At 70.0% G+C, this 24,867-nt stretch carries 26 protein-coding genes and 1 pseudogene; 21 read left to right on the top strand and 6 right to left on the bottom strand.

Annotated elements, in window-relative coordinates:
* Positions 1-7: 7 nt before the first annotated feature.
* The 3 genes from ABZ848_RS12330 to ABZ848_RS12320 all read left to right on the top strand — a co-directional run bounded on the left by ABZ848_RS12330 (position 8) and on the right by ABZ848_RS12320 (position 3,591).
* Positions 8-607, top strand: a complete 600-nt coding sequence (locus ABZ848_RS12330) for a peptidoglycan recognition family protein (RefSeq protein WP_360829499.1) — start codon at positions 8-10, stop codon at positions 605-607.
* 70 nt (positions 608-677) lie between these two features.
* Positions 678-1,991, top strand: coding sequence for a GAF domain-containing protein (locus ABZ848_RS12325; protein WP_360829497.1), 1,314 nt, complete (start codon positions 678-680; stop codon positions 1,989-1,991).
* 76 nt (positions 1,992-2,067) lie between these two features.
* Complete coding sequence (locus ABZ848_RS12320) at positions 2,068-3,591, top strand: aldehyde dehydrogenase family protein (protein WP_360829494.1); 1,524 nt, start codon at positions 2,068-2,070, stop codon at positions 3,589-3,591.
* A 62-nt stretch (positions 3,592-3,653) separates the two neighbouring features.
* Here ABZ848_RS12320 and ABZ848_RS12315 read toward each other — a convergent pair whose 3' ends face one another.
* From ABZ848_RS12315 to ABZ848_RS12305, 3 genes are all read right to left on the bottom strand, one after another.
* Positions 3,654-4,931, bottom strand: a complete 1,278-nt coding sequence (locus ABZ848_RS12315; protein ID WP_360829491.1) for an MFS transporter — start codon at positions 4,929-4,931, stop codon at positions 3,654-3,656.
* Positions 4,928-6,037 (bottom strand): PLP-dependent cysteine synthase family protein, encoded by a 1,110-nt coding sequence (locus ABZ848_RS12310; protein ID WP_360829488.1) that lies wholly within the window; start codon positions 6,035-6,037, stop codon positions 4,928-4,930. The genes ABZ848_RS12315 and ABZ848_RS12310 overlap by 4 nt, the downstream gene beginning before the upstream one ends.
* A 795-nt stretch (positions 6,038-6,832) precedes the next feature.
* Positions 6,833-7,420 (bottom strand): DUF6153 family protein, encoded by a 588-nt coding sequence (locus ABZ848_RS12305; RefSeq protein WP_360829485.1) that lies wholly within the window; start codon positions 7,418-7,420, stop codon positions 6,833-6,835.
* 88 nt (positions 7,421-7,508) lie between these two features.
* On the opposite strand from ABZ848_RS12305, the gene ABZ848_RS12300 reads away from it, so the two are divergent.
* The 6 genes and pseudogenes from ABZ848_RS12300 to ABZ848_RS12275 all read left to right on the top strand — a co-directional run bounded on the left by ABZ848_RS12300 (position 7,509) and on the right by ABZ848_RS12275 (position 11,739).
* Positions 7,509-7,883 (top strand): BlaI/MecI/CopY family transcriptional regulator, encoded by a 375-nt coding sequence (locus tag ABZ848_RS12300; protein WP_360829482.1) that lies wholly within the window; start codon positions 7,509-7,511, stop codon positions 7,881-7,883.
* Positions 7,880-8,791, top strand: a complete 912-nt coding sequence (locus ABZ848_RS12295; RefSeq protein ID WP_360829479.1) for a M56 family metallopeptidase — start codon at positions 7,880-7,882, stop codon at positions 8,789-8,791. The genes ABZ848_RS12300 and ABZ848_RS12295 overlap by 4 nt, the downstream gene beginning before the upstream one ends.
* Before the next feature lie 176 nt (positions 8,792-8,967).
* Positions 8,968-9,519 carry a hypothetical protein gene (locus ABZ848_RS12290; protein WP_360829476.1) on the top strand — a complete coding sequence of 184 codons (552 nt, stop codon included), beginning with the start codon at positions 8,968-8,970 and terminating at the stop codon, positions 9,517-9,519.
* Between the two features lie 40 nt (positions 9,520-9,559).
* Positions 9,560-10,004 (top strand): annotated as a pseudogene (locus ABZ848_RS12285) (NlpC/P60 family protein); the annotation flags it as partial.
* 56 nt (positions 10,005-10,060) lie between these two features.
* The gene (locus tag ABZ848_RS12280) at positions 10,061-10,711 is read left to right on the top strand and encodes a TetR/AcrR family transcriptional regulator (protein ID WP_360829474.1); all 651 of its coding nucleotides are present in this window, start codon (positions 10,061-10,063) and stop codon (positions 10,709-10,711) included.
* Positions 10,712-10,824: 113 nt separating this feature from the next.
* The gene (locus tag ABZ848_RS12275) at positions 10,825-11,739 is read left to right on the top strand and encodes a tyrosinase family protein (protein ID WP_360829471.1); all 915 of its coding nucleotides are present in this window, start codon (positions 10,825-10,827) and stop codon (positions 11,737-11,739) included.
* A gap of 120 nt (positions 11,740-11,859) precedes the next feature.
* Here ABZ848_RS12275 and ABZ848_RS12270 read toward each other — a convergent pair whose 3' ends face one another.
* Together ABZ848_RS12270 and ABZ848_RS12265 are read right to left on the bottom strand one after the other, a co-directional pair.
* Positions 11,860-12,477, bottom strand: a complete 618-nt coding sequence (locus ABZ848_RS12270; protein ID WP_360829468.1) for a DUF2218 domain-containing protein — start codon at positions 12,475-12,477, stop codon at positions 11,860-11,862.
* 28 nt (positions 12,478-12,505) lie between these two features.
* On the bottom strand, positions 12,506-13,138 hold the full coding sequence (locus tag ABZ848_RS12265; protein WP_360829465.1) for a class I SAM-dependent methyltransferase: 633 nt from the start codon (positions 13,136-13,138) through the stop codon (positions 12,506-12,508).
* Between the two features lie 343 nt (positions 13,139-13,481).
* On the opposite strand from ABZ848_RS12265, the gene ABZ848_RS12260 reads away from it, so the two are divergent.
* From ABZ848_RS12260 to ABZ848_RS12240, 5 genes are all read left to right on the top strand, one after another.
* The gene (locus tag ABZ848_RS12260) at positions 13,482-14,285 is read left to right on the top strand and encodes a C40 family peptidase (protein WP_360829462.1); all 804 of its coding nucleotides are present in this window, start codon (positions 13,482-13,484) and stop codon (positions 14,283-14,285) included.
* A gap of 103 nt (positions 14,286-14,388) precedes the next feature.
* A complete protein-coding gene (locus tag ABZ848_RS12255; RefSeq protein ID WP_360829459.1) occupies positions 14,389-15,288 on the top strand; it encodes a DUF5134 domain-containing protein in 900 nt (299 codons plus the stop codon).
* Between the two features lie 249 nt (positions 15,289-15,537).
* Positions 15,538-15,849: a heavy-metal-associated domain-containing protein gene (locus tag ABZ848_RS12250; RefSeq protein WP_360829456.1), complete on the top strand. Its 312-nt coding sequence runs from the start codon at positions 15,538-15,540 to the stop codon at positions 15,847-15,849.
* A 344-nt stretch (positions 15,850-16,193) separates the two neighbouring features.
* Positions 16,194-16,445: a hypothetical protein gene (locus ABZ848_RS12245; protein WP_360829860.1), complete on the top strand. Its 252-nt coding sequence runs from the start codon at positions 16,194-16,196 to the stop codon at positions 16,443-16,445.
* 209 nt (positions 16,446-16,654) lie between these two features.
* Positions 16,655-16,987 carry an NADH-quinone oxidoreductase subunit A gene (locus ABZ848_RS12240; RefSeq protein ID WP_360829454.1) on the top strand — a complete coding sequence of 111 codons (333 nt, stop codon included), beginning with the start codon at positions 16,655-16,657 and terminating at the stop codon, positions 16,985-16,987.
* On the opposite strand, the gene ABZ848_RS12235 is transcribed toward ABZ848_RS12240, so the two are convergent.
* Positions 16,951-17,625, bottom strand: coding sequence for a hypothetical protein (locus ABZ848_RS12235; RefSeq protein ID WP_360829452.1), 675 nt, complete (start codon positions 17,623-17,625; stop codon positions 16,951-16,953). The two genes, ABZ848_RS12240 and ABZ848_RS12235, sit on opposite strands and share 37 nt — an antisense overlap.
* A 502-nt stretch (positions 17,626-18,127) precedes the next feature.
* Here ABZ848_RS12235 and ABZ848_RS12230 point away from each other — a divergent pair.
* Genes ABZ848_RS12230 through ABZ848_RS12200 form a run of 7 tightly spaced genes read left to right on the top strand, consistent with a single transcriptional unit; the run spans position 18,128 to position 24,866 of the window.
* Complete coding sequence (locus ABZ848_RS12230; RefSeq protein WP_360829449.1) at positions 18,128-18,274, top strand: hypothetical protein; 147 nt, start codon at positions 18,128-18,130, stop codon at positions 18,272-18,274.
* Entirely contained in the window at positions 18,267-19,211 is a 945-nt protein-coding gene (locus ABZ848_RS12225) for an NADH-quinone oxidoreductase subunit H (protein ID WP_360829446.1), read from the top strand. Before ABZ848_RS12230 ends, ABZ848_RS12225 begins: the two co-directional genes overlap by 8 nt.
* A 23-nt stretch (positions 19,212-19,234) precedes the next feature.
* Entirely contained in the window at positions 19,235-19,795 is a 561-nt protein-coding gene (locus ABZ848_RS12220; RefSeq protein WP_360829443.1) for an NADH-quinone oxidoreductase subunit J, read from the top strand.
* Positions 19,792-20,097 (top strand): NADH-quinone oxidoreductase subunit K, encoded by a 306-nt coding sequence (locus ABZ848_RS12215; RefSeq protein ID WP_360829440.1) that lies wholly within the window; start codon positions 19,792-19,794, stop codon positions 20,095-20,097. Before ABZ848_RS12220 ends, ABZ848_RS12215 begins: the two co-directional genes overlap by 4 nt.
* Positions 20,094-21,941 carry a proton-conducting transporter membrane subunit gene (locus ABZ848_RS12210; RefSeq protein ID WP_360829437.1) on the top strand — a complete coding sequence of 616 codons (1,848 nt, stop codon included), beginning with the start codon at positions 20,094-20,096 and terminating at the stop codon, positions 21,939-21,941. The genes ABZ848_RS12215 and ABZ848_RS12210 overlap by 4 nt, the downstream gene beginning before the upstream one ends.
* Before the next feature lie 4 nt (positions 21,942-21,945).
* Positions 21,946-23,451, top strand: coding sequence for an NADH-quinone oxidoreductase subunit M (locus ABZ848_RS12205; RefSeq protein ID WP_360829434.1), 1,506 nt, complete (start codon positions 21,946-21,948; stop codon positions 23,449-23,451).
* Positions 23,448-24,866, top strand: a complete 1,419-nt coding sequence (locus tag ABZ848_RS12200) for an NADH-quinone oxidoreductase subunit N (protein ID WP_360829431.1) — start codon at positions 23,448-23,450, stop codon at positions 24,864-24,866. The genes ABZ848_RS12205 and ABZ848_RS12200 overlap by 4 nt, the downstream gene beginning before the upstream one ends.
* Position 24,867 lies beyond the last annotated feature (1 nt).

Genomic DNA, 24,867 nt, shown 5'->3' with positions numbered 1-24,867 from the left:
CGTTTCCATGGAGCGGGCAAGACCCGGCACCACCCGGCGGCGGTTCCTCAAGGGCGCCGCACTCGCCGCCGTCCCCTACGCGCTGCTGCCCGACGCGCGGGCCGGTGCGGTGGCCCAGTCCGACGACTACCCGACCGCCGAATGGCAGCCGGCGAGCACGTCGAACTACACGGTGTCGAGCCGCCCCTCGGCCTATCCGATCGACTACGTGATCATCCACGTCACGCAGGAGACGTACTCCGACACACTGGCGATCTTCCAGAACTCGAAGAAGAAGGTGTCCGCGCACTATGTGGTGCGCTCGGCGGACGGTTACATCGCGCAGTGCGTCCGGGAGGCCAATATCGCCTGGCACGCGGGGAACTGGGACTACAACACCCGCAGCATCGGCATCGAGCACGAGGGCTGGGTGGACAAGCCCGCCTACTTCACGAACGCCATGTACGAGCAGTCGGCGAGACTCACCGCGGCGATCTGCGCCAAGTACGGCATCCCCAAGGACCGGGAGCACATCATCGGGCACTACGAGGTGCCGGGCACGGACCACACCGACCCCGGGCCCTACTGGGACTGGACGCGCTACATCAGACTGGTCAACTTCGCCTGACGGGGCGGCGGGGGCCCCGTTCGGGTGAGCGTGGTCGAAACGGTTGTCGGAGCGCGTACCCGGAGTGACGATGTCCCCAGCCGCATCACCGTTCGGGGAGGCCCAGTTGACCGATCCGTGGGTGGCCCTGGAGCCGGGGGCCGACCCTGCCGAGCACGCGCGGATGCTGCGTCGCGCGCACGAGACGTTCACCGAGGGGGGCACGGTGCCCCGGCCGGTGCGTTCGGTGGTGGCCGAGTCGTGGCGGCGTTCCGCGCGGGCAGGCGTGGGGCCCGACGGCACGGCGGACGTGGAGCTCATGGACGGTGACCTGGGCTCCTACCGGGCCGAGCATCCGCTGGCGCGGGTGATGCCGCTGTTCCGGGAGCTGATGGGGACCTTCGCCGCCGACGGGGAGCATCTGCTCGCGGTCTGCGACGCGCACGGCAGGCTGCTGTGGGTCGAGGGCCATCCGACGACCCGGCGGGACGCGGGGCGGATGAACTTCGTGCCGGGTGCCCGCTGGGCGGAGACCGCGATGGGGACGAACGCGCCGGGGACGGCGGTCGCCGTGGACCGGCCCGTGCAGGTCTTCGCGGCCGAGCACTTCATCCGGCGGGTGCAGCCCTGGACCTGCGCGGCGGCTCCGGTGCACGATCCGCGGACCGGGCGGGTACTCGGTGCCGTGGACATCACGGGCGGGGACGGGCTCGCGCATCCGCACAGCCTGGGCTTCGTGCAGGCGGTGGCGCGCGCCGCCGAGTCGCAGCTGGCGCTGCTCGTCCCCGAGCTGCCCGCCGTCGACGCACCCGAGCTGACGGCGCTGGGCCGCGACGAGGCGCACCTGCTGCTCGGCGGCCGCAGGATCAGGCTCAGCCGCCGGCACAGCGAGATCCTGGTGCTGCTGGCCCGGCATCCGGAGGGGCTGACCGGCGACGAGCTGCTGTGCGCACTGTACGAGGACGAGTCGGTGACGCCGGTGACCCTGCGTGCCGAACTGGCCCGGCTGCGCCGGGTGCTGGGGCCGGGGCTGCTGGAGTCACGGCCGTACCGGCTGACCGTGCCCGTCGAGTCGGACGTGGACGTGGTCGAGCGGCGGCTGGAGACCGGTGCGGTGACGGCGGCCGCCACCGGTTACGCCGGGCCGCTGCTGCCGGGCTCGCAGGCGCCGGCGGTGGTACGGCTCAGGCAGCGTCTCGCCGACGGGCTGCGCACGGCGCTGATCGCCCGCCGCGATCCCGACCTGCTCGCGGACTGGGCGCACGCGCCGTGGGGCGAGGACGACCTGGACGTGTGGCGGGCGCTCGCCGCGGTACGCCCGACGGCGGCGGTCCGTTCGCGGCTCGCGGCGCTGGAGTCGGAGCTGCGGGTACCGGCCGAATGGCGGGGGCGAGCGGCAACGTAGTTGCAACGTCCGCGTCCCTAGCCTCGCGTCGAGAGCTGCCCAACGGCGGGCAGCGCTGCGAAGGAGGCAGAGCAGTATGACCCGTTACGCGGCGCCCGGTACCGAGGGCGCGGTCGTCTCCTACCAGGCGCGCTACGACCACTTCATCGGCGGCGAATACGTGCCGCCGGCCCGTGGGCAGTACTTCGAGAACCCCTCGCCCGTGAACGGGCAGCCCTTCACCGAGATCGCGCGCGGCACGGCGGAGGACGTCGAGCGGGCGCTGGACGCTGCGCACGCGGCCGCCCCTGGGTGGGGCCGTACGTCGGTGACCGAGCGCTCCGACATCCTGCTGAAGATCGCCGACCGGATGGAGGCGAACCTCGAGTCGCTCGCGGTCGCCGAGAGCTGGGAGAACGGCAAGCCGGTCCGCGAGACGCTCGCCGCCGACATCCCCCTGGCCATCGACCACTTCCGGTACTTCGCGGGCGCGATCCGCGCGCAGGAGGGTTCGCTCGGCGAGGTCGACGACGACACGGTGGCGTACCACTTCCACGAGCCGCTCGGTGTGGTCGCGCAGATCATCCCGTGGAACTTTCCCATCCTGATGGCGACTTGGAAGCTGGCGCCGGCACTCGCGGCGGGCAACGCGGTCGTCATCAAGCCCGCCGAACAGACGCCGGCCTCCATCCACTACTGGATGAGCCTCATCGCCGACCTGCTCCCGCCGGGCGTCGTGAACATCGTCAACGGTTTCGGCGTGGAGGCGGGCAAGCCGCTCGCGTCGTCGCCGCGGGTGGCGAAGGTGGCGTTCACCGGAGAGACCACAACCGGGCGGCTGATCATGCAGTACGCCTCCGAGAACATCAAGCCGGTCACGCTGGAGCTCGGCGGCAAGTCGCCCAACATCTTCTTCGACGACGTCTGGGCGCACAACGACGACTTCCGCGACAAGGCCCTCGAAGGCTTCACCATGTTCGCGCTCAACCAGGGCGAGGTGTGCACCTGCCCGTCCCGGGCGCTCGTGCAGCGCGGCAACTACGCCGAGTTCGTCGAGGCGGCCGTCGCCCGCACCGAGCTGATCAGGCCGGGCCACCCGCTGGACACCGACACGATGATCGGCGCCCAGGCCTCCAACGACCAGCTGGAGAAGATCCTCTCCTACCTGGACATCGGCCGGCAGGAGGGCGCGAAGGTCCTCACGGGCGGTGAACGCATCGAGTACGACGGCGAGTTGAAGGGCGGCTACTACGTCCAGCCGACCATCTTCGAGGGCGACAACCGCATGCGGATCTTCCAGGAGGAGATCTTCGGCCCGGTCGTCTCGGTGACCTCCTTCGACGACTTCGACGACGCGATCAAGGTCGCCAACGACACGTTGTACGGGCTCGGCGCGGGCGTGTGGACGCGAGACATCAACACGGCGTACCGCGCGGGCCGCGCGATCCAGGCGGGCCGCGTCTGGACCAACTGCTACCACGCGTACCCGGCGCATGCCGCCTTCGGCGGCTACAAGCAGTCGGGCATCGGCCGCGAGACGCACAAGATGATGCTGGAGCACTACCAGCAGACGAAGAACCTGCTGGTGTCGTACGCGCCGAAGAAGCTGGGCTTCTTCTAGAGCCTGAAGCCGGTTGCCTGGAGGCCTGGTCGGGCTCCAGGCAACTCGACAGGTCTGGCCCGTCAGGCCGCGACGGGTGTCAGACGGTCGGTACGGTGCAGCCCGTACAGGGATCCGGCGCAGGCCAGCCCGAGGACGAGCAGTGCCAGCCAGGGCAGCGCGGACATGCCGGCCGCCCTGGCGGTGTCCAGGGCCGCTCCGGTGAGCAGGTTGCCCAGCGTGATCCCGATGCCGCAGACGGTGTTGTAGAGCCCGTAGTGGGTGGCGACGAGACGACCGCCGGAGAGCTGGACGATGGTGTCCATCTCGAAGGGGTACGCGACCATCGTGCCGAGCGCCAGCAGCAGTGCGGCCAGTGTGGGCGGTACAACGGCGAGCAGCCGGCGCCCGATTCCCGCGTCCGGAACGGGTACGGCCGTGGCCGCGAGCAACGGAACGAAGGCCAGCCCCATGCTCAACAGCCCCCAGGCCAGGGCCTGTCCGGGCGCGAGCCGCTGCTTGCACCACCCTGTCACCCGGGTCTGGCCGAAGATCGTGGCGAGCCCGGACACGGCGAACAACAGCGCCACAGCCGCCGTACCGAACTCCCCCTGACCGCCGAGCCGTCGCACCTCCAACGGCAGGGCCAGGTAGACCTGGAAGGACAGGACGTACGAACCGATCATGGCCGTGGCGAAGAGCAGGAACGGGCGGTTGCGCACCATCCCCCGCCACTGCGCCGGCACACCCTCCTGGTTCTCGGCGCCCACGCGCGCGACCTGGTCCGGGCGTCGAGCAGGAAGCGACCTGATCTGTACGGCGCTCAGCAACGCGAAGATGGCCGCCGAGACGAGACAGGTGAGCCGGAAGGAGAAGCCGGTCAGCAGCATCCCCACCAGTGGGCCGAGCAGGATGCCCGCCTGGTAGAAGACGTTGAACAGGGCGAAGGCTTCGACGCGGCGCTCCCCCGCGTCGGCCGCCAGGTAGGCCCGGACGGCAGGGTTGAACAACGCACCCGCGAAACCGGTGGCCGCCGAGGCTGCCAGCAGCGCCGGGAGCGAGTCCGCCAGACCGAGCGCGGCGAAGCCGAGGGTCCGCAGGACGCAGCCCGCCACAATCAGCGGTTTGTAGCCGAGCCGGTCGGCGAGCGTGCCGCCGACCAGGAACATGCCCTGCTGGCTGAGGTTCCGTACGCCCAGGACGAGTCCGACCAGCCAGCCGGCCAGGCCCAGGGATCCGGACAGGTGCTGCGCCAGATACGGCATCAGCATGTAGAAGCCGAGGTTGATGGTGAACTGGTTCAGCAGAAGCAGCTGAACGCTCCGTTCGTGGGAGCGGATCTGCGCGAGCGACGTCTTCACTTCTCGCCGCCCTCCGCGTCGCTCGCCCCGGCCATCGGGGAGAGCGGGTCGTGCACCGCCGTGCAGCGGGTCCAGCGGGCGACCTCCTTCTCGTCAAGACGGCCGACGACCTCGGGTTCGGCTGCCGGAGTCACGTCCAACAGCCCGTGCTCGGCGCAGAACTGGTCGTCGTAGACGCTCTCCAGATATCGCTGGGGCCCGTCGGGGAAGACGGCCACGATACGAGTGCCCGAGGGGTTCGTCCGGGCGAGCCACCCGGCCACCAGCGCGACGGCGCCCACGCTCCAGCCACCCGTGGCGTAGTGCGAGGCGGCCAACTGCCGGCAGGCCCACACCGATTCGCCGGGAGCCACCCAGTGCACCTCGCTGAAGTGCTCGTAGGAGACGTTGCGGGGGTAGATGCTGGAGCCGAGTCCGCGCATGAGGCGGGGCCGGGCGGGCTGGCCGAAGATGGTCGATCCAACCGCGTCGACACCCACCAGCCGCACTGCGGGGTAGAGCTGACGCAGCACCCGCGAAATGCCCGCAGAATGACCGCCCGTGCCGACGCTGCACACGAGGACGTCGATGTGGCCCAGCTGCGAGGCGAGTTCGAGGGCCAGCGGGGTGTAGGAGGCCACGTTGTCGGGGTTGTTGTACTGGTCGGGGCACCAGGATCCGGGGTGCTCCGCGAGCAGTTCGGCGACGCGGTCGCAGCGCGCCTGCTGCCAGCCGCCGGTGGTGTGCGGCTCGGGCACCACGTCGACCGAGGCCCCGTAGGCCGCGAGCAAGCGGTTCATCGAGGGTTCGAGCCCGGGGTCGGTGACGAGGGTGACGGGGTGTCCGTAGACCATTCCGGCCAGGGCGAGGCCGAGGCCGAGGGTGCCGCTGGTGGACTCGATGATCGGGCGTCCGCGCTCCAACTCGCCTCGGGCGCAGGCCCGTTCGACCATGTGCAGGGCCGGGCGGTCCTTGATGCCGCCGGGGTTGAAGCCCTCCAGCTTGGCCCAGAAGCCGCGGTCGGACGGGGTGAAGGGCTGGGAGACACGCAGAACGGGTGTGTTGCCGACGAGCCCTTGGAGAGTGGAGTGGGCGGGGACGGAGTCGCCCGTGGCCAGGGAGTGCATTTCGTTGGCTCTCGTTCGTCATGGACGCATGCGGATGCTCGTCTCGTGCGGCGGCCGGGGCACGCCGCGCGGCAGGTCGAGCAGCGCCGACCTGCTGGGAGGCATCCAGATGGGCCACCGGCCGATGGCGTTGAAAGCGGACCGTCCGCCGCTGGGCAGGAGGCCGGACGTCATGAACCGGCAGGGCAGTCCGAGAAGTCCGGCCTAGATACGAAGAACCGCAGAGTCCGCCGCGTGCGCTATGGGAGCCGCTGCGTCCCGCGCTGTCGAGTGACCGAAGCACGCCGGCGGGGGCGCGTCGGCTCCGTCGCCGCTCCCGGGACTCAGCGGCGACAGGCCGGGCACAACCACAGCGGGCCCCTGCGAGGGTTGGCCCAACGCACAGTGCTCGCCGGTGTGTTGCCGGTCGTGGCCGCCGTGATGACCCGCCGCTTGATCGTCGGCGAGCAGATCCGAGCCGGCACTCGCAACGTTTCTGCCATCGTCGACAGAGGCGGTGAGGTGACTCACCGTCTCCTCGGGGCTGACGGCGTGCGTGTAGAGGAGACCGAGGAGCAACAGGCCCAGTCCGAGTACGCGCCACAGAACCGCTGATGAGCGGCCCCACTGCGCGACGGAAGGAGACCAGGCCTTGATCACGCCGTGATCCTAACCTGCTTCGTAAGTGAACAAGTCACCTGCGCGACACGGGACCACCCATTGAGGCGAGTCCCCGGGGAAGCGAGGGGACGGTGCAGCTCTTGCCGAGCATCCGGACATCGTCCTGATCTCCGGGTCCTGCGCCCCCCTTGATCTTCATGGCGAGGTCCTTGACTCCGAGCGCAAGTGCGGGCGGTCGCGGATGCGGCTGGCCGAGGCGGTCGCGGAAAGGCTGGAGCCGGAGTTCATCGACCCCATGTCGTGACCGTCCGCTGCCGTCGCCACAGGCGGCCAGCACGAGAGCGTCCGCGCCGGCGGTGACGGCGAGGGCGGTACGACGGATGCGTTTGAACACGCAGCGACGCGCGGGCCGCTCCAGATCCGCAGGAGTTGGAGTTCGGCGCAGGATGCCGGGTCGGACAGCAGGACCGGTGCCACCCCGGGCGTCCCGGGAACGGACGCCGAGGCACACGTCGGAGCGGCAAGGTTCGCGTGGCCGGTGCAGCCGCCGTCGCCGTGATCGCACCCGCCCGGCATCGACGCCGTCACAGCCGTATGCGCGCGCGACGTCATCCGATCGTGCCCGGACGAACCGGCGGCGGCTCCGGGAACCGGCCCGAGGCCGTGCATGGCGAGCAGGCCCAAGAGCAGCGCGCAGACGAGCAGCCCGCGGGACCGCAACGTCGGTTGCGGTTGCCGGCGCTGTCCGAGGCGGGTCACTGCCTCATCCTGGGCATGGATCATCAGCCACTTCCGCCGTCGCCCCGCAAGCCCGGGAGGGCAGGCGTCTACTATGGCCTTGCGTATTGGGTGGCGAGGAGGAGTCAGGGCGATGCGGCGGCTGGGGGATCTTGAGGCGGAGATCATGGATCGTCTCTGGACGTGGAACCGTCCGGCGACGGTGCGTGAGGTGGTCGACGACATCAACAGGACGCGCCCCGTCGCATACACCACGGTCATGACCGTCACCAACATCCTCTACACCAAAGGGTGGCTGCTGCGCGGCAAGCAGGGCCGAGCCTGGCTGTACGCACCGGTGCGCAGCCGCGAGGCCTACGCCGCCGCGCTCATGGAGGACGGCCTCGGCGAGAGCAAGGACCGTTCCACCGCACTGGTCCACTTCGTGGAGAACATGTCCGAGGACGAGGTCGCAGCCCTGCGCAGGGCCCTGCGGAACGTGAGTCGGCAGGCGAAGGCGGAGTCGTGAACGCGGCCCCGGCACTCGTCGGCTACACGGCAGCGGTGGGCGTCGTCGCTCCCCGTCTGCTGCTGCGCAGCCGCTGGCCGCACCGGGCCCCGGCACTGGCGGCTGCCGTATGGCACGCCCTCGCGGTCTCCTTCTCGATCTCGGCCGCCCTCACCGCGGCCAGCCTGGCCTTGCCCACCGAGCATCTGCACGCGGGGCTGGTGGGCCTCCTGCACAACTGCGGGCTGAGCACGGACGGGGCCGAGCCCGATCCCGTCCTGGCGGACCGGCTGGCCGCCGGGATTCCCGCCGCCATCGGGCTCGCCCTCGTGGCGACCTTCTCCTTCCACGTCGTACGAGCCCATCGGCAGCGCAGTCAGCACCGTGAAGCCCTCGACCTGGTGGGCCGCCACTCGGCCCGCCTGTGCGCCACGGTCCTGCCGTACGACACCCCCGCGGCCTACTGCCTGCCCGGCCGCCGCCCGCGGATCGTGATCAGCGACGCGGCCGTACGTCACCTGACGTCCGAGCAGCTCGACGCCGTACTGGAACACGAGCAGGCCCATATCGCCGGCCGGCACCACCTGGTCCTCGCCGCCGTCGAGGCCTTCCACTCCTTGTTCCGCTGGGTGCCGCTGGCACGCCACGCCCGGGAGCAGACCGCGCTGCTGCTGGAGATGATCGCCGACGACCGGGCGCTGCGCAGTCACTCCCAGGAGGTGCTGGCCACCGCGATGTACGAGATGGCGGCAGCTCGCACCCCGAAGGGCGCGCTGGCGGCGGGCGGTCCGAACGCCCTGATCCGCCTCAAGCGCATCCTGGGCCCACGCAAGGCGCCGCACCCTGTGCTGTGGGGCTCTGTCGCCCTCTCGGCCATGACGGTCCCGCTGCTGCCACTCCTGGTCGCCTGCCCACCCGGCCTCGGCTGAACGCATCTGAAGCAGAACCGCGAACTCGGGTACCGCAGTGCCGTGTTGCGACGCCCCCGGCCGTACGCCCGATGGTCAAGACTCCGCCATGTGGCACCAGTGGCTGAGCAGCATGGAGTTGCCCAACGTACTAAGGAGGTAAGTAGACGCGACAACCTCCTGGCGAAGGGAAACCCGTGATCCGCCAACGCACCGCCCTCGCAGCAGCCGCAGGTCTCGCCTCCATGCTCCTGCTGGCGGCATGCGGCTCCTCGTCGGACAACGCCTCCAGCACGAGCCCCGGCAATGCCACCTCGGTCGCCACGACCGGCGCCGCTCCCGCGACGTCCGCGCCGGCCGACAGCGGCGATTCCGGCAGCGGAGACATGGCCACGACCACCATGCTGATGGCCAGGACGATGAAGGGCATGGGCAGCGTGGTCACCGACGACAAGGGGATGACCCTCTACCGCTCGGACATGGACCAGGCGACCCCGTCGATGTCGATGTGCACGGGCACCTGCGCGAAGACGTGGATGCCGGTCATGGCGCAGGACTCCGTGCAGACGATGGGCGTGGAGAAGAGCCTCCTCGGCAGCGTCGACCGCTCGGACGGCATGAAGCAGCTCACCCTCGGCGGCTGGCCGCTGTACCGGTACATGGGCGACACGAAGGCCGGACAGATGAACGGCCAGGGCAAGGACAAGATGTGGTTCGCCGTCACTCCAGCCGGCGAGAAGGCCGCCTGACGGGTTGAGTGAGTTCGCGCTTGCGGCAATCACAACCACCCTGCGGGACAGCCTCGGTTCGCCGGCCGGCGTCCCGTACCGGTCCGGTGCCGTCGACCCGTCGGTCCAGCTCTTCCTCGACTCCGGCCCGGACGACTACCTCGACAAGGCGTCCACGCTCGACCAGCTGAGCGCCCAGCGGGTCGAGCAGGTCCAGGCCAGGCTCGGAGAGGCGCAGAGGCTCATCAGGATCCTGACCGCCAAGGAGAAGGCGGCCCTGGCCGCGAAGGAGGAGCGAGCGAGCCGCGACAGCGCCCGCAGCGCTCTCGGCCTCGAAGAGCGATCTCCAAGTGGGCGACCTGGTGTTCTTCTTCGTAGATCTGCATCATGTCGGTCTGTACGCGGGCAACGGGCAGATCCTGCACGCGCCTCGGACCGGCACGGTCGTCCGGTACGAGTCGATGAGCACGATCGGCGGCCCGTTCGAGTTCGGCGTCCGGGTCTGATCATCCCCGGCAGGTCACCACCATGGACCGACGCCGCCGTTACGTAGACTGATCCGGTGCCGAAGCTATGGAACGAGACGATCGACGCGCACCGTCGCGCGGTGCACGACGCGATCCTCGACACCACGGCGGATCTGGCCGCAGAGCGCGGCGTGCGGTCGGTGACCATGTCCCAGATCGCCGAGCAGGTCGGCATCGGCCGGGCCACGCTGTACAAGTACTTCCCGGACGTCGAGGCGATCCTGCTCGCCTGGCACGACCGCCAGGTCACCGAGCATCTGGAACAGCTGGCGGAGGTGCGCGACCAGGTCGACGGCGCCGCCTCGAAACTCGAAGCGGTCCTCAGGGCCTTCGCCCGCATCTCGCGCCATTCCCGCGGGCACAGTGCCACCGATCTCTCGGCCCTTCTCCACCGGGACGAACGGGTCGTCGAGGCGCAACAGCAGCTCCACCACATGCTCCGGGACCTGCTGGCGGAGGGTGCGCGGGCCGGCGAACTCCGCGGCGACGTCCCACCCGACGAACTCGCGACCTACTGCCTCCATGCCCTCACGGCGGCCGCCGAGCTGCCCTCTGACGCGGCGGCCGACCGTCTGGTCACGGTCACCCTTTCCGGGCTCCGTGATCTGCGCGGTGCGTCGGGCAACCGGAGCTCGACGCCTGGACACCGGGGCCACGGCGACCACCCAGGACGCTCAACGCACTGAGCTCTCCCACCTCGCTCTTCCCCCATGTGAAGGGCGCCTCCACCGGTCGCGGCGAGAAGGAGTCGGGGCGATGGTGGAAGGGACCGCAAGAGGAACCTCGGGAGGTGCCCGCCATGGTTCTGGGAGACGGAGTCCGCCGCGATGTCGCAAGAGTGAGCGAGGACGAACGCGTACGGCTGCGTGAGGCCTTTCAGCAGCTGGACACCAGCAAGTACACGTTCCCCGACGGGGTCACGTACTGGGACAAGCAGGAAGAGGTCCACAAGGGCGCGCACGCCGCCGGCCAGGACGTGCACGGCGGGCCGGCGTTTCTGCCGTGGCACCGTGAATTGGTCGATCGGCTGGAGGGTCTGCTGCGCAGGGTCGACCCCGATCTCTCCCTGCACTACTGGGACTGGACCACCGACCCCCGGGTGAGCGGTGTCGGCCGTGCCGCACTGTTCACCACCACGTTCATGGGCAGCGCCTCCGGCGACATCGGCGAGCCGTTCCCCGACTTCGAGACCACCGAACCCGGTTCCCACACCAAGGTCTGGCGGAATCTCGCCGCAGGACCACCGGTGGTCGCGGACCTGGACAATGTAGCCTTCGGCCTCGGTATCGCCCTGGACGACACGATCCTGACGGTCGCCGATCAACTGCCCCGAGAACAGCAGTACACGGCCATGGACGCGGTCCTGCAGGGCTCGCACAACTACATCCACAGCCGCTACATCCGCGGCACGATCGCGAACCCGCACTTCTCGTTCCACGATCCCTTCGTCTTCCTCCTCCACTCCAACGTCGACCGGTTGTGGGCCCGTTGGCAAAAGGCACCCGGCCACGCCTGGCGTCTCGACCCGGACCAGGTATACGGCACTCCGGGCACCCAGCCGGCCTCGTCGGTCAACGCCCCGCTCCAGCCCTGGGCGGGCGGAGCCGACGGCCACGTCCGGCCTTGGTCCAACGGCGAGGATCCGATGGATCCACCGCTGGCCAAGACGGCCAAGGACCCGACGATCGTGGAGCCACCGCAGTACGACCGGTAAGCCGGCCAGAATCCAGAATCCAAACTCCAAGAACCAAGACACGAAGGCCAGTTGCCCGTACCGGTGCCACAGTGCGTCTGTCAACGGGCCTCGTGTTGTGCTGGGACTCGCATCGTCGCGCTACGGGGTGCGCCGTCGGCGGCGATGGGCGACGTATCCAACCATCCCGATGACCTTTGCCAGAATGATCGCGACGACGACCGCGCCGGCGCCCCAGCCCCACCACCGGGTCGCCGCCAGGAGCGAGCCACCCAGCACCAGATGCGCGGCGACCATCAGCACGACCACTCCGAGGACCGTCCCGAGGGTCCATCGGCGGGTCGCACCACCGAAGTGACCGCGCCTCTTGGGATGCGAGGCGTCCGCCCTGCCGCTCGTGTCCGGGATCGTGCCGGGTGATTCGGTCGGTTGCCAGGCCACCGTCAGCCGGTCACGCCTGCCTATCTTCTCGACGCGGGCGGTGATGAGATCCCGCATCTGTTGCAGGTCCGCCTGATTCGCGGCTTCGATGCGCAGTACGAGTGCGTCCGGGGTGGCCTGCAAGGTCCACTGGCCCAGACTCATCCGGACCGTCCCGTGGGTGTCGGACCAGTCGGCGTCGTGCACTTGAGGAAATCTGTGGCTGCCACCGCCCTGTCCATAGTGGGGGTGGCGTCCCATCTGCTGGGTGTGTCGGCAGAGTTGGCCGAGGTAACGGCTCGCGCGCTCGGTCTCCACGCGGGCTTCCGCGGTCGGCATCGCATTCCCTTCTGGGCTTCTCAAGTGGTCAGGTCCGGGTGAGGGCGACGAGCCAGGCCCGGATGCCGTCCGGGTCGGTGGTGATGTCGATGGTGCTGGGGTCCATGGAGTCGACTCGCCATCCCTCGGCGAACGAGGTCTCGATCTCGGACTTCGTCAGCTTGTGCACCCGCCCCCACTCACCGGGCTGCCGGTCGCTGAAGCACAGCACGAAGTAGCGACTGCCCGGCCGGGTCACAGCCCGCAGGCCGTCGACGTAGGCCGCACGGTCGTCGGCGGCGAAGACGTGGAGGAGTCCGCAGTCGAGAACGGTGTCGAAGGTTTCCCCCAGGTCGGCCAGCTTCAGGGCGTCCCAGTGCAGGAACCGCGCCGCGCGGTCTCGCCTGCGCCGCTTGTCCTCGGCGGTGCGCAGGGCCCGGGTGGCGAGGTCGATGCCGGTGACGTCGAGGCCGAGGTCCGCGCACATGAGCGCCTGCTCGCCCGTCCCGCAACCGACATCGAGCACCCTTCCCCGGATGGCCCCCGCCTCAGCGAGGCCGAGGAAGGCCGGTTGCGGCCGGCCGATGTCCCAGGGAGGCGGGTCGGCATAGAGGTCCTCGGGTCCCGGTGGCTCCGTGGAAGCGGAGTGGGGGTGATGGGGACAACGGTCCGAGCGGGCCATTCCGGAGTCCTTCCGCCGTGTCTCGTGGTCCGGATCAGCACCCGGGCTTCACATCACCAGCTTTATCGAGACACAGTGTCTCTGTCAATACATGCTGTCTCGATAGTGGCTCGCGGAGGACAGTGGCGGAGTCACGGCACTCGGACGGCAGTGCGCACTTCGACTTCCTCATCGACGGCCGTACCACGCGGACACTCACCCCATGACCTGCATCACAGTCCCCGGGATCCCAAGAGGCCGGGACTGGCCATCAGCCTTGACCGGTGGTATCGCCATGGGCGAATCGGACGTAAAAACGAAGCTACTTAGTTGACGGCCTGCACTCGCAGCCCACGATGTCCGCATGTCCCACACCGCTCACATACGAAGCCGCCGCAAGCCCCGCCCCAGCGTGTCGACCATCGCGAGACGAGCCGGAGTCGCCGGCGGCGTCCTCGGCAGCCTGGCAGTCGCCGGGGCCTCCGGTTCCGCGAACGCCGCCGAGACGGTGACACAGACGATCGAACTGCCCGCCCTCACGGCCGATCTGGCCGCTCAGGTCGCGCAGTCCGCCGACGCCACCCAGCAGGCCGCGGCCAACTACGAACTGCAGGCCGAGCGTGACGCCGCCGCCGCGAAGGCCGCCGAACAGGCCAAGTCGGACCTCGCCGAGGCGAAGAAGAAGGCCGAAGCCGCGCGGAAGGCCGAGGCCGCGCGCAAGAAGGCCGCTGCCTCGCGCTCCGCGGAGCGGACCACACTTGCGGCCTCCTCCAGCACCGCCTCCGCCCCGAGCGCCTCCTCGTCCAATGTCAGCGGTTCGGCCGCCGCGGTCATCGCCTTCGCCCGGGCGCAGATCGGCGACGCCTACGTCCTCGGCGCCACCGGCCCCGACTCCTGGGACTGCTCCAGCCTCATGCAGGCCGCGTTCAAGCAGGCCGGCATCAGCCTGCCGCGCGTCTCACAGGACCAGTCGACCGTCGGCACTCCGGTCTTGCTGAGCAACCTCCAGCCTGGCGACATCCTCCACTGGGGCAGCGCGGGCAGCGCGTACCACACGGCGCTCTACGTCGGTGACGGCAAGTTCGTCGGAGCCGAGAATCCCTCCACGGGCATCGTCGAGAAGCCCCTCTCCTGGGACCCGCCGACCGGGGCGGTACGCGTGCTCTGACGCGTCAGGCGTCGTAAGCGAGGTGGGTCAAGAATTCCGCCGCGCGGCTCTGACCCCCTGAACAACCCTCACCCTCTGAACGTACTAAGGATAATAGGAGTTGATGACCAGGAGGGTGATGATGGGAACTCTGGCGCTCAGTTGGGCCGTGGCGGTGGTTGCCGTCCTGGTGGCCGGCGTCAGTGCGATCCGGGTGGCGACGACGAGCGGCGAGACCCGTTTCGCGGCGGGCGGCGACCTGCTGATGGGCCTGTGCATGGGCGCCATGGCCTTGCCCGCCACGGTCGGTTGGTACGCGGGCCACGGCATGTGGTGGGCGGCGGCGTTCGGCATCCTCGGGCTCGGCGGCGTGGCGATGGCGGTCAAACACACGCGGTCGTGCGGGTGGAAGCACGGTCGACACTGGGTGCACCTCATCGTCGGCAGTGCCGGCATGGCGATCATGACGCTTGCCATGACGAGTACGTCGTCCGGACCGGTGCTCGCCCTGGGTGGCTCCGCCATGGCGAACATGCCGGGCATGGAGAACATGGCGAGCACGACGAGCACGCATGAGCAGATGGCCGGCATGGGTTCGATGGAGGGCATGGAGTCCATGCAGGGTATGGGATCCGTGCACGGGATGAACATGTCGGGCGCGACCACCGCTGCCGCCGACGCCAGCACCTTCGGACTCTCCGCCTCCGCCTGGCGCGTCATGTTCGCGGCGCTCGCGGTGTACTTCCTCCTGTCGATCGGCGCCTCCGTGTGGGCCAGGATCCGCGGCACCGACCGGCGAGCGGGCGGAGGGGCCGCTTGGAGCCGCTGGCTGCTCGCCATGCCGGACACGGTGGTGGTCTTCCTGGCATCGCTGACGCTCTCGGTCTGGGACAGGAGCAGCACGGCCAAGCGGTCCGGTCGGGGACGCCGGCGCAAGGTCGGAGCCACCCCGGATGCGGCGCTCGCGGCCCATATCGGCATGGGCGGGACCATGTCCGCGATGCTGCTGATGATGGTCGCATGACCCCGCAGGCACTCTCCCGAAGAACGGCCGCCACGAGCCGCCATCTGACTGAAGGTGTCGTCGCAGGTCGCGAGGGCTACTAAGTAAATTAGCGGGCTGAGCACCCTTCAAGCAGCCCCGCGCGGGCAGCAATCCAGGTGGTCTAATACCCCTAGGGGGTATAGTGTGGGGCCATCGGCCGGTAGGGGTGAACCGTCATCCCCTCCACCGGCGAGCGACGCCACGCACCTCACACCGGAGGAAGAAGCCATGACCACCGAGACGAACACCAGCACGAGCTCCTGCTGCGGCGGCTCCGGTTCCTGCGGCTCCGGCACCACGTCCGACGTCCAGATCGTGGGCACGGGTGCCACCACCACGGTCTACCGCGTGTCCGGCATGACCTGCGGCCATTGCGAGGGCGCGGTCTCCAAGGAGATCTCCGCGCTGGACGGCGTCAGCGCGGTCACGGCCGTCGCCAAGACCGGCGAGGTGACCGTCACCTCCACCGCCGCGCTCGACGAGGAGGCCGTCCGCGCCGCCGTCGAGGAGGCCGGCTACGAGCTCGTCGGCCGCGCCTGACAGCTCCCCGGGCCACAAATCTGCCCCGGGAACTCGCCGAGGCCAAAGCCACTGCCGAGGCCGAGGGACATACGGCGGTCGCCGTCGCCTGGGACGGCGAGGCATGCGGTGTCCTCACCGTCGCCGACGCGGTCAAGGACACCAGCGCCGAAGCGGTGGCCGAGCTGCGACGACTGGGCCTTCGGCATGCGCGACCCGGTGATCGCGGGAGCGGCGATGGCGTTCTCGTCGGTCTTCGTGGTCACCAACAGCCTGCGGCTGCGGTCCTTCGAGTAGGAACGTTCGTCGCCGTGCTGAGGCAACCGGGTCTGGGGCTGGAATGCCGGGGTCCAGCCGCCGCGACGATGACTCAGAGCAGCTACGGAGTCCCGGGGAATCTGGAGGTCATCGCCCGCGTCGGCGACCAACTCCCGTTCTTCTGGCTCGACTCCGGCCAAGGCTTCGTCGTCGACCAGCCCTACAGCAACGTGGATCGCCTCGCCGGCACCGGTCCCGTCACCCACCCGGTGGACACTGGCACCACGGGTGATCGGCCGGACCTCGCGCACTTCGCATCGGCGCAGGGCAGTCCCCGGACGAACCGCCGTTGCTACTAAATCAGTTAGCGGAATACGATGACGGTCAAGTCGTCGGCCAACAGGCCAAGCTCCTGCCCCTCCCGCTCGACCAGCGCGAGAAATGACCACCGATCACGGTGTCACGCATGCCGCCGGCGGTACTCGGTTGGCATGATGCGTCACGGCGGCGACCTGGTGGGGAGCCCGTCACGGGAAGGGACCCTGTGGAGAAATCCGACTGGCAACCAGTGCTCGTTCTCTTGGGGCTCGTCGTCGCGGCGGTCGTTCTCCTGCACGCCGCGTCGATCGCGCTGCGAGCGATGCGGGAACCGCTCCGGACCGGCCCCTTCAGCGGAGGCCTCGAACCGGAGGAGCACGCGCTGTCCCGGTTCCATGTGCGCTGGTATCCGGTCACGATGATCTTCCTCGCCTTCGACATGGAGATGCTGTTCATGTATCCGTGGACGAGGGTCGTTTCGGCGGTCGGTACGAGCGCGGTCGTCGAGATGTTCCTCTTCCTCGGCATCCTGCTGGCAGGTGTCGGCTACGCCTGGCGTGAGGGAGCCTTCAGGTGGAGTTGAGACGCGCGCTCGTACGGATGGCGATGTCCCGACCCGGAGTTCTGCCGGCGGTCTGTCCAGGAGCAACGCGCGAACGTCTCGCGATCGAGGCGGAGTTGGCACGGCGGGGATGGCGGTGCGTGGCCGCGCCGGCGGACGCGGATCTGCTCGTGGTCGCCGGCGATCCGGGTGTCAACGGAAGCGACTGGGTGGCGAACGTGTGGGGCGGTGTTCCGGCGCCCAGGGCGTTGGTCCGGATCACGGACACGGAGCAGGTCCCCGCGGCACTCGATCGCGGAATGGTCGAGCTTGGGCTTGGGGCACCGCCGGATGCGGCGGCCGGCGACCACGGCGGTCACCGTCAACAGCCGGACGCCGCACACCCAGAAGCCGCTCACCACACCACGCACGAGGCGCACAGCGGTCACAGCGGTCATGCGGCGCACGACGACCACACCGGCCATGACATGCACGGAGGGCAACACGACCACGCGGGACACGCCATGGGGGGCGTGGTGGACGGACTGCCCATGGCGGACCGGGCCGATGACCGTGACGGTCTGCGCCTGGACCGTCTGCATGTGTCGCTCGGTCCAGTGCTCGCCGACTGGCCCCCGGGACTGGTTCTCCGGGTCGCTCTGCAGGGCGACGTCGTCCAAGAGGCCACCGTTCAGCCGCTGACCACTCCCCCGTCCGCCCGACCGCCCTTCTGGAACGAGCCGTTCCTGCGAGCCGGAGCAGGCGAAAGGGTTGCCCGCGGTGACGGGGCACGTCGGCTGTGTGCGGCGCACCTGGACAGCCTGGGCAGGTTCTTCGCGGTGACCGGCTGGGGCGACATGGCGTCGCGCGCCCGATACGTGCGGGATCGCGCCCTCACCGGCGCTACGGCCGCCGAACTCTCCTCTCTGGTGCGGCCTTTGATCCGTCGGGCCGAGCGTTCGCGGGCCCTGCGCCGGCTGACAGCCGGACTGGGACCACTGCCCGCCGACCAGGCACGGCACCACGGCGTCACCGGCCCGGCGCTGGCCGCCGACGGGGACGCGCACGACCGTATGCTCGCGTGGCTGGAGGCAGCCGGGCGAAGCGCGGCAATGGCCGACGACGTTGAGGTCCTGGACAGGGATCAGGCCATCGGGCCCCGCGGGGGGGGTCTTCGGCGCGGTGCCTTCCTCGCGGGCGCTGCTGGACGTCCTGCCGGGCCTGCTGCGGGGAGCCGAGTTCGCGTGCGCGCGCATCGTCGTCGCGAGCCTCGACCCGGATCTCGACGAACTCCATCACGTGTCAGCAGCGGGGACGGTCCATGGCTGAGCGTGCTCCCCTGTGGGCGGCCTTCGTCCTGCCTGCCCTCCTGGTCCTGGTGGCCACGGTGGCGGCCGGATTCGACGCCGTGCTGTCAGCGGGCGCCCGGAACGGAGGGTCCGCGTCACTGCGCGAGACGGCTGCCCGTGCCTCGCGCCCCGGCCGCGAGGCACTGCGACACCTCGTACAGCAGCCACGGCGGACGCGGGCGTCCGACCTGCCGCTGACCCGGATCGGAGCCGCGCTTCTTCCCGCTGCCGCGATCCTCGCCGCCGTCGTACTGCCCCTGGGCTTCCGGTCGGTGAGCGATCTGCCGGAGGGCATCGTCTGGTTCAACGCGATGGAGTCGCTGGCCTGGGCGGCGGTGTGGCTGGCGGGGTGGGGCCCGAACTCGGCCCTGTCGCTCATCGGCGGCTACCGGTTCCTCGCACAGGGGCTGGCGTACGAATTGCCGCACATGCTCGCGATCACCACGGCCGCGCTCGGTGCGGAGTCGTTGCGGGTGGGCGAAGTGGTGGAACGCCAGGCGGGGTTGTGGTTCGCGGTGTGGATGCCCGCGGCCTTCGGGATCTATCTGCTCAGCGCCATGGCCATGGCGTTCTGGGGACCCTTCGATCAGCCCGTGGGGCGTGATGTGGCCGGTGGCGCGGCCGCCGAGTTGTCCGGCGCGGATCGCGTGCTGTTCCTCGGCGGCCGGTGGCTGCTGCTGGTCGTGGCCGCGGCGTTCAGTGTGCCGCTCTTCCTCGGCGGCGGGCATGGGCCGCTGCTGCCGGGCTGGGCGTGGACAGTGGTGAAGACCGGGGCCGTGCTCATCGTCCTGATCTGGGGCCGGCGCAGGCTTCCGACGTTGCGCATGGAGCGCTATGTGGAGCTCGCCTGGGTGGTCTTGACGCCGGCGGCGATCCTGCAGGCCCTGGTCGTGGCCGTCGTGGTCCTGAATCGATGACGAGAGCGAGGTGTCGTACGTACATGGATGTCGCGATCTTCTGGGCGCTGGCCGTACCGGCGGTCGTCAGCGGTGCGATGGTGTTCCGCTTCGACTCCATGGCCCGCGCGACCTTCTCCCTGCTGGCCTCGCTGCTGTGCGTCGGCGGGCTCGTCGTGCTGCTGGGGCTCGACTACCTCGGCATTGTCATCGTGCTGATGATGACGATCGAGATGGCCATCATGGCGGTCTTCATGGTGATGTACATGATGAACCCGGCCGGGCTCATGCCGATGACGATGATGCACAACAAGAAGGGCGCGGCCGTCGTGTGCGGCCTGGTGTTCGCGCTCCTGGCGGCCGGAATTCTGCTCGCGCCCTGGCCCGCCCGGAAGGGCAGGGCACCCGCCGATCCGACCATGGATCTCGGCATGTCGCTCATGGGACCCCAGATGCTCACCATGATGACCCTGGGCATGGCGCTGTTCTCGACGATCGTGGCCACCGTCGTGCTGGCCACCCGCCGAGGACGGTACGACCGCCTCGGCGACGATCTGCGGGCCCGGCACGCGGACGACCCCGTACGAGGCGGTGTCGGCCGGTGACGTTGGAACTGTTCCTGCTGACGGCGGCGGCGCTCTTCTGCATCGGGCTCTTCGGAGCACTCACCCAGCAGTCGATCGTGATGCTGATGATGGGCCTGGAGTTGATGCTCGGCGGTGTGATCCTGGCCGCCGCGACCGTGTGGCACCACATCGCCCCGGCGGCCGCGGACGGCCAGGTCCTGATCGTCGTGGCTGTCACGGCGATGGCGCTGGAGATGGCGATCGGGTTCGCCGTCGTCACCGCCCTGTTCCGGTCACGGGAAATCGACCTCACCGACATGGCGGCGGAGTTGAAGGAGTGAGCGTTCTGCTGTGGGCGCTCGTCGCCGCACCCCTCGGGTCCGGTGTCCTGCTGCTGGTGACAGGGCGCCGGGCCGATCGTGCGGCACCGGGCGTGGCGCTCGCTGTCTCCGTCACGGCCCTGGGTCTCGCCGTCACGGCGGCCTTCCGGCACCCGGCGGCGCAGGCTCCGCTCCTCGACGGTCTGCCGCTACGGCTCGCCGTGGACGGTCTGTCCGGGTTCCTGGTCGTCACCGTCACCGCGGTCACCCTCGCCGTACTCCTGTTCAGCGCCGCCGAGTTCGGTGCGGGCGAGGCGCGGGCGCGCTTCTTCGGCCTGATGCTGCTGTTCGCCGGGAGCATGCTCGTGACGGTGACAGCCGCCACGCTGCCCGTCCTGCTGATGGCGTGGGAGGTCATGGGCGCCACCTCGTGGGCACTGATCGGCTTCTGGTGGCGCGATCCGCAGCGCACGAGCGCGGCCGACACCGCGTTCCTCACCACCCGCACCGCCGACCTCGGCCTCTACCTGGCGGCGGGCGCGGCCCTGGCGAGCGGCCGGGATGCGACGCTCTCCCTCGGCGGGCTGGCCCACGCCGACGATCCGTGGTTGTCGTTCATCACCGCGGGCGTCATCGCCGCCGCGCCCGGCAAGTCCGCCCAACTCCCCTTCAGTTTCTGGCTGTCGAAGGCCATGCAGGGCCCCAGCCCGGTCTCCGCGCTGCTGCACTCGGCGACGATGGTGGTCGCCGGGGCCTATCTGCTGCTGCGGACCGGACCACTGCTGGACGCCTCCGGCTGGGGCGACGACGTCGTCGCCTGGACGGGCGCCGCCACCGCGCTCTGCCTCGGGCTGGTCGCGGTGGCGCAGACCGACCTCAAGCAGCTGCTCGCCGCGTCGAGTTGCGCGCAGATCGGCTTCATGGTGCTCGCGGCCGGGGCCGACGCGACGACCGGCGGCACCCTGCAGCTCATCGCACACGCGGCGGCGAAGAGCCTGCTCTTCCTGACGGCCGGGGCCTGGCTGACCGCGCTGGGCACCCAACGGCTGCCCGAGTTGCTCGGCGCCGGGCGTCACCACCGGACGGCCGGAACGGCATTCACCGTCGGCGCACTCTCGTTGGCCGGGATTCCGCCGCTCGCGCTGTGGGCCGGAAAGGACGTCCTGCTCGCCGGGGCTCTGGAGACCAGTCCCTGGTTGTACGCCGCCGGGCTGACCGCCGCTCTGCTGTCCGCGGTCTACAGCGCCAAGGCCCTGTGGTTCGTGTGGCGGCCGGCGGTCCCACGACCAGCTGCCCGCCGTGTCCAGAACGGGGCCGTGACGCCCTTGGTCCTGCTGGCCCTGGCCTGCCTCGCACTGACACCGTTGGCCTTTCCCCCATTGCGCGACAGCGTCGGGCGCGTCCTGGGGAACCCAGGTCAACCCGAGCCGCACGTCTGGGAGTTCGTGCTCTCCGGAACTCTCGCCCTGTCAGCGGCCGCGGTCACCTGGGCCTGGGGCACTCGCCGACTGCCTCTGCCGCGACGGGCGAAGGCGGGCCTCGCCGAATGGCTGCTCCTCGAGCGCGCCGCCCATGTCCTGCTGGTCACTCCCACGATGCGGCTCGCCCGCGCCGCCGCGGCGTTCGACGACCGGGCGCTGGACCGTGCCGTCGACGCTGCCGCCTCGGGCACCGTGCGGCTGGCCCGCTGGACGAACGACATCGTGGAGCGCTCCGTGGACGGCGCGGTGACCGCCGTCGCGTCCGGCACCCGCGCCCTCGGCCGCTGGGCCCGTCGCCCGCAGACCGGCCAACTGCACCAATACCTCGCCCAGGCCGTCGCGGCCTTCACCGTCCTCGCCGTCGTGCTCGTCCTCGTGAGGTGACCGCTTGCTGACCGCCCTCGTCTTCGCACCCACGGCCGTCGCACTGCTGTTGTTCGCCTTGCCCCGGCGTACGGCGGCGACGGTCTTCCGCACCGTGTGGGTCCTGGCCTCCGCGCTCGAACTCGCTCTGATCATCGTGATGTGGGCCGGATACGAGGCCGACGGCGGGATGCAGTACGAGCAGCGGGCCCGCTGGATTCCGAGCGCGGGCGTCGGCTACCACGTCGGCGTCGACGGGCTGTCGCTGCCGCTGCTCGCTCTCACCTGCCTGCTGTTCCTCGCCTGCGCGCTGTACTCACTGCGCGAGAACCGCCGTGTCCGCGAGTTCGCCGCGCTGTTCCTCTTCCTCCAGACGACGTGTCTGGGGCTGTTCGCCGCCCTGGACCTGATCCTCTTCTTCGTCTTCTTCGACCTGTCCATCGTGGCGATGTACTTCATCATCGCCGGATGGGGACACCAGCAGGCCGGCCGCGCCGCCCTGAAGTTCTTCCTCTACACCTTCATCGGTTCGCTCGCCCTGCTGCTCGGCTTCATCGGCCTGTACCTCGCCGCGTCGCCGCACACCTTCGACATGGTCGAGCTGACCCGCCAGAACCCGCTCGCCGGGCGCTCCGTCTACGGCGGCCTGGTGCTGTTCGCCGTGGTCGTCGGCCTGGCGGTGAAGACCCCGACCGTGCCCTTCCACACATGGCTGCCGCTCGCCCACGTCGAGGCGCCGGCGGCGGGTTCGGCGATCCTGGCCGGGGTGCTGCTGAAGATGGGCACGTACGGATTCGTACGTATCGCCATGCCGATGCTCCCGCAGGCCTGGACGCGTTACGCCCTTGTTCTCGTCGTCGTCGGCGTCCTCTCGGTCCTCCACGGCGCCCTGGTCGCCCTCGCGCAGACCGACTTCAAGCGGATGGTCGCCTACACCTCGGTGAACCACATGGGCTACATCGTGCTCGCCGTCGGCGCGGCCGCGGCGACCGCCGACAGCTCCGCGCAGGCCCGCTCCCTCGCCGTCACCGGCGCGGTGACCCAGATGGTCAGCCACGGCCTGCTCACCGGCGCGCTGTTCCTGCTCGCCGGGGCGCTCTACGAACGCGGCCGTACCTACGACATGACCTCCTACTCCGGAGTCGCCGCCGTAGCCCCAGCGTTCGCTGCCATGACCGGCATCGCGGCCTTCGCCTCCCTCGGGCTTCCCGGCTTCTCCGGCTTCATCGCCGAGTTCCAGATCTTCACCGGAAGCCTCGGGCCGCGGCCTGTCGCCACCGCGCTCGCGGTGCTCGGCATCCTCCTCACGGCCGGGCTGTTCCTGCGCGCCCTGCGGCAGGTGTTCACGGGACCTCTGCGCCTGCCCGACGCGCCGGGCACACCGCGCGCCTTCCCCGACATCCGCGTGCACGAGGGCCTCGCCGTCGTACCGCTGCTCGTCCTGGCCGTCGTCCTGGGTGTGGCACCCCGCTTCCTGCTCGACGTCATCGAGCCCGCCTCCCGGACCGTACTGGAGCTTGTGGCCCGATGACCGAGATGAACGAGAACCCCCTCGACCTCCTCCCCGAGGTGCTGCTTGCCGCCTCGGCGGTGCTCGGGCTGCTGCTCGGCTCCTGGCTGCCCCGAGCCCGGCAGTGGATCGTGGGGCTGCTGGCGTCCGTCGCGTGCGTGACCGGGATCGTCGCCGCCTCGGTGGCCGCCGCACAGCCCGCCACGACCGCCTTCGGCGAGGCCTTCGCCGTCGACCCGGTGACCAACACGTCCCGGATCGTGGTCCTCGGCGGCACACTCCTCGTCCTCGGCGTCTCCTTCCGCCCTCTGCGACGAGACCCGAGGGAGGCCGAGTTCTACGTCCTGGTCCAACTCGCCGCCCTCGGCGCGCTGATGATGGCCGGCGCACAGGACCTGCTCCTGCTCGCCGCCGCGTACTTGCTGGCGAGCATCCCCGCCTACACCCTGGCCGGGTTCCGCAAGGACGGGCCCGGAACCGAGGCCGCCCTCAAGTACTACGTGATCGGCGCCCTGTTGGGCGTACTCATGCTCACCGGCATCACTGTCCTGTACGCGGCGGGGCGCGGAACCGGATATCCGCTGCTGGGGGAAGCGTTCCGCGACGCGCCCGAGGCACTGGTCGCCGCCGGTGCGATCGGGCTTCTCGCGGGCGTCCTGTTCAAGGCCGGGGGTGTGCCCGCGCACTTCTGGGTTCCCGACGCCGTACAGGGCAGCAGCGCGCCGGTGGCGGCACTGCTCACCACCCTCCCGAAGGTCGGGGCGCTCGCCGCGTTCTTCCGCCTGGGTGACGTCGTCTTCGCGGACAGCGCGCTGCCATGGCCCGCGCTCGTCGCGGTACTGGCTGCCGCCTCCATGACCCTCGGAAACCTCGGCGCGTTCTTCCAACAGGACGTCAAACGGCTGCTCGCCTACTCGACCATCAGCCAGGTCGGCTACCTGCTCATGCCCGTGGCCGTCGCGGGCCGCTCCGACCTGGCCCAACAGGCGCTGCTGTACTACCTCGCGGCGTACACGGTCACCAACCTCGGCGCCTTCGCGGTCGTCTGCGCCCTCCCCGGAGCGCACACCCTGGACGACTACCGGGGACTCGCGAAGCAGCGTCCGTTGCTCGCCGCGAGCCTCGTCGTCTGTCTGCTGGGACTCGTCGGGACCCCGCCGACCTCGGTCTTTCTCGGCAAACTCGAAGTGTTCAGCGCCGCGTTCGACGGCGGCTACGCCTGGCTCGCCGTGCTCGCCGCGGCCAACACCGTGGCTTCCCTCTTCTACTACCTGCGCTGGATCGTGCCCACCGTCTCCCGGACCGGAGCACAAGCGCAGACGGGGGGTGGCCGCGCGGCCCGCCTTCTCGCGTACGCCGCGGCGGCGGTCTCGCTCGGGCTCGGCCTGGCCGGGGGGCCGGTGCTCGACGTCCTGAGCGGACCGATCAGCCACTGAC

This window comes from Streptomyces sp. NPDC047081, from assembly GCF_040643775.1.
GTDB lineage: Bacteria > Actinomycetota > Actinomycetes > Streptomycetales > Streptomycetaceae > Streptomyces.
The sequence above is the reverse complement of the archived record's forward strand: the minus strand, read 5'-3'. Positions and strand labels throughout refer to the sequence as shown.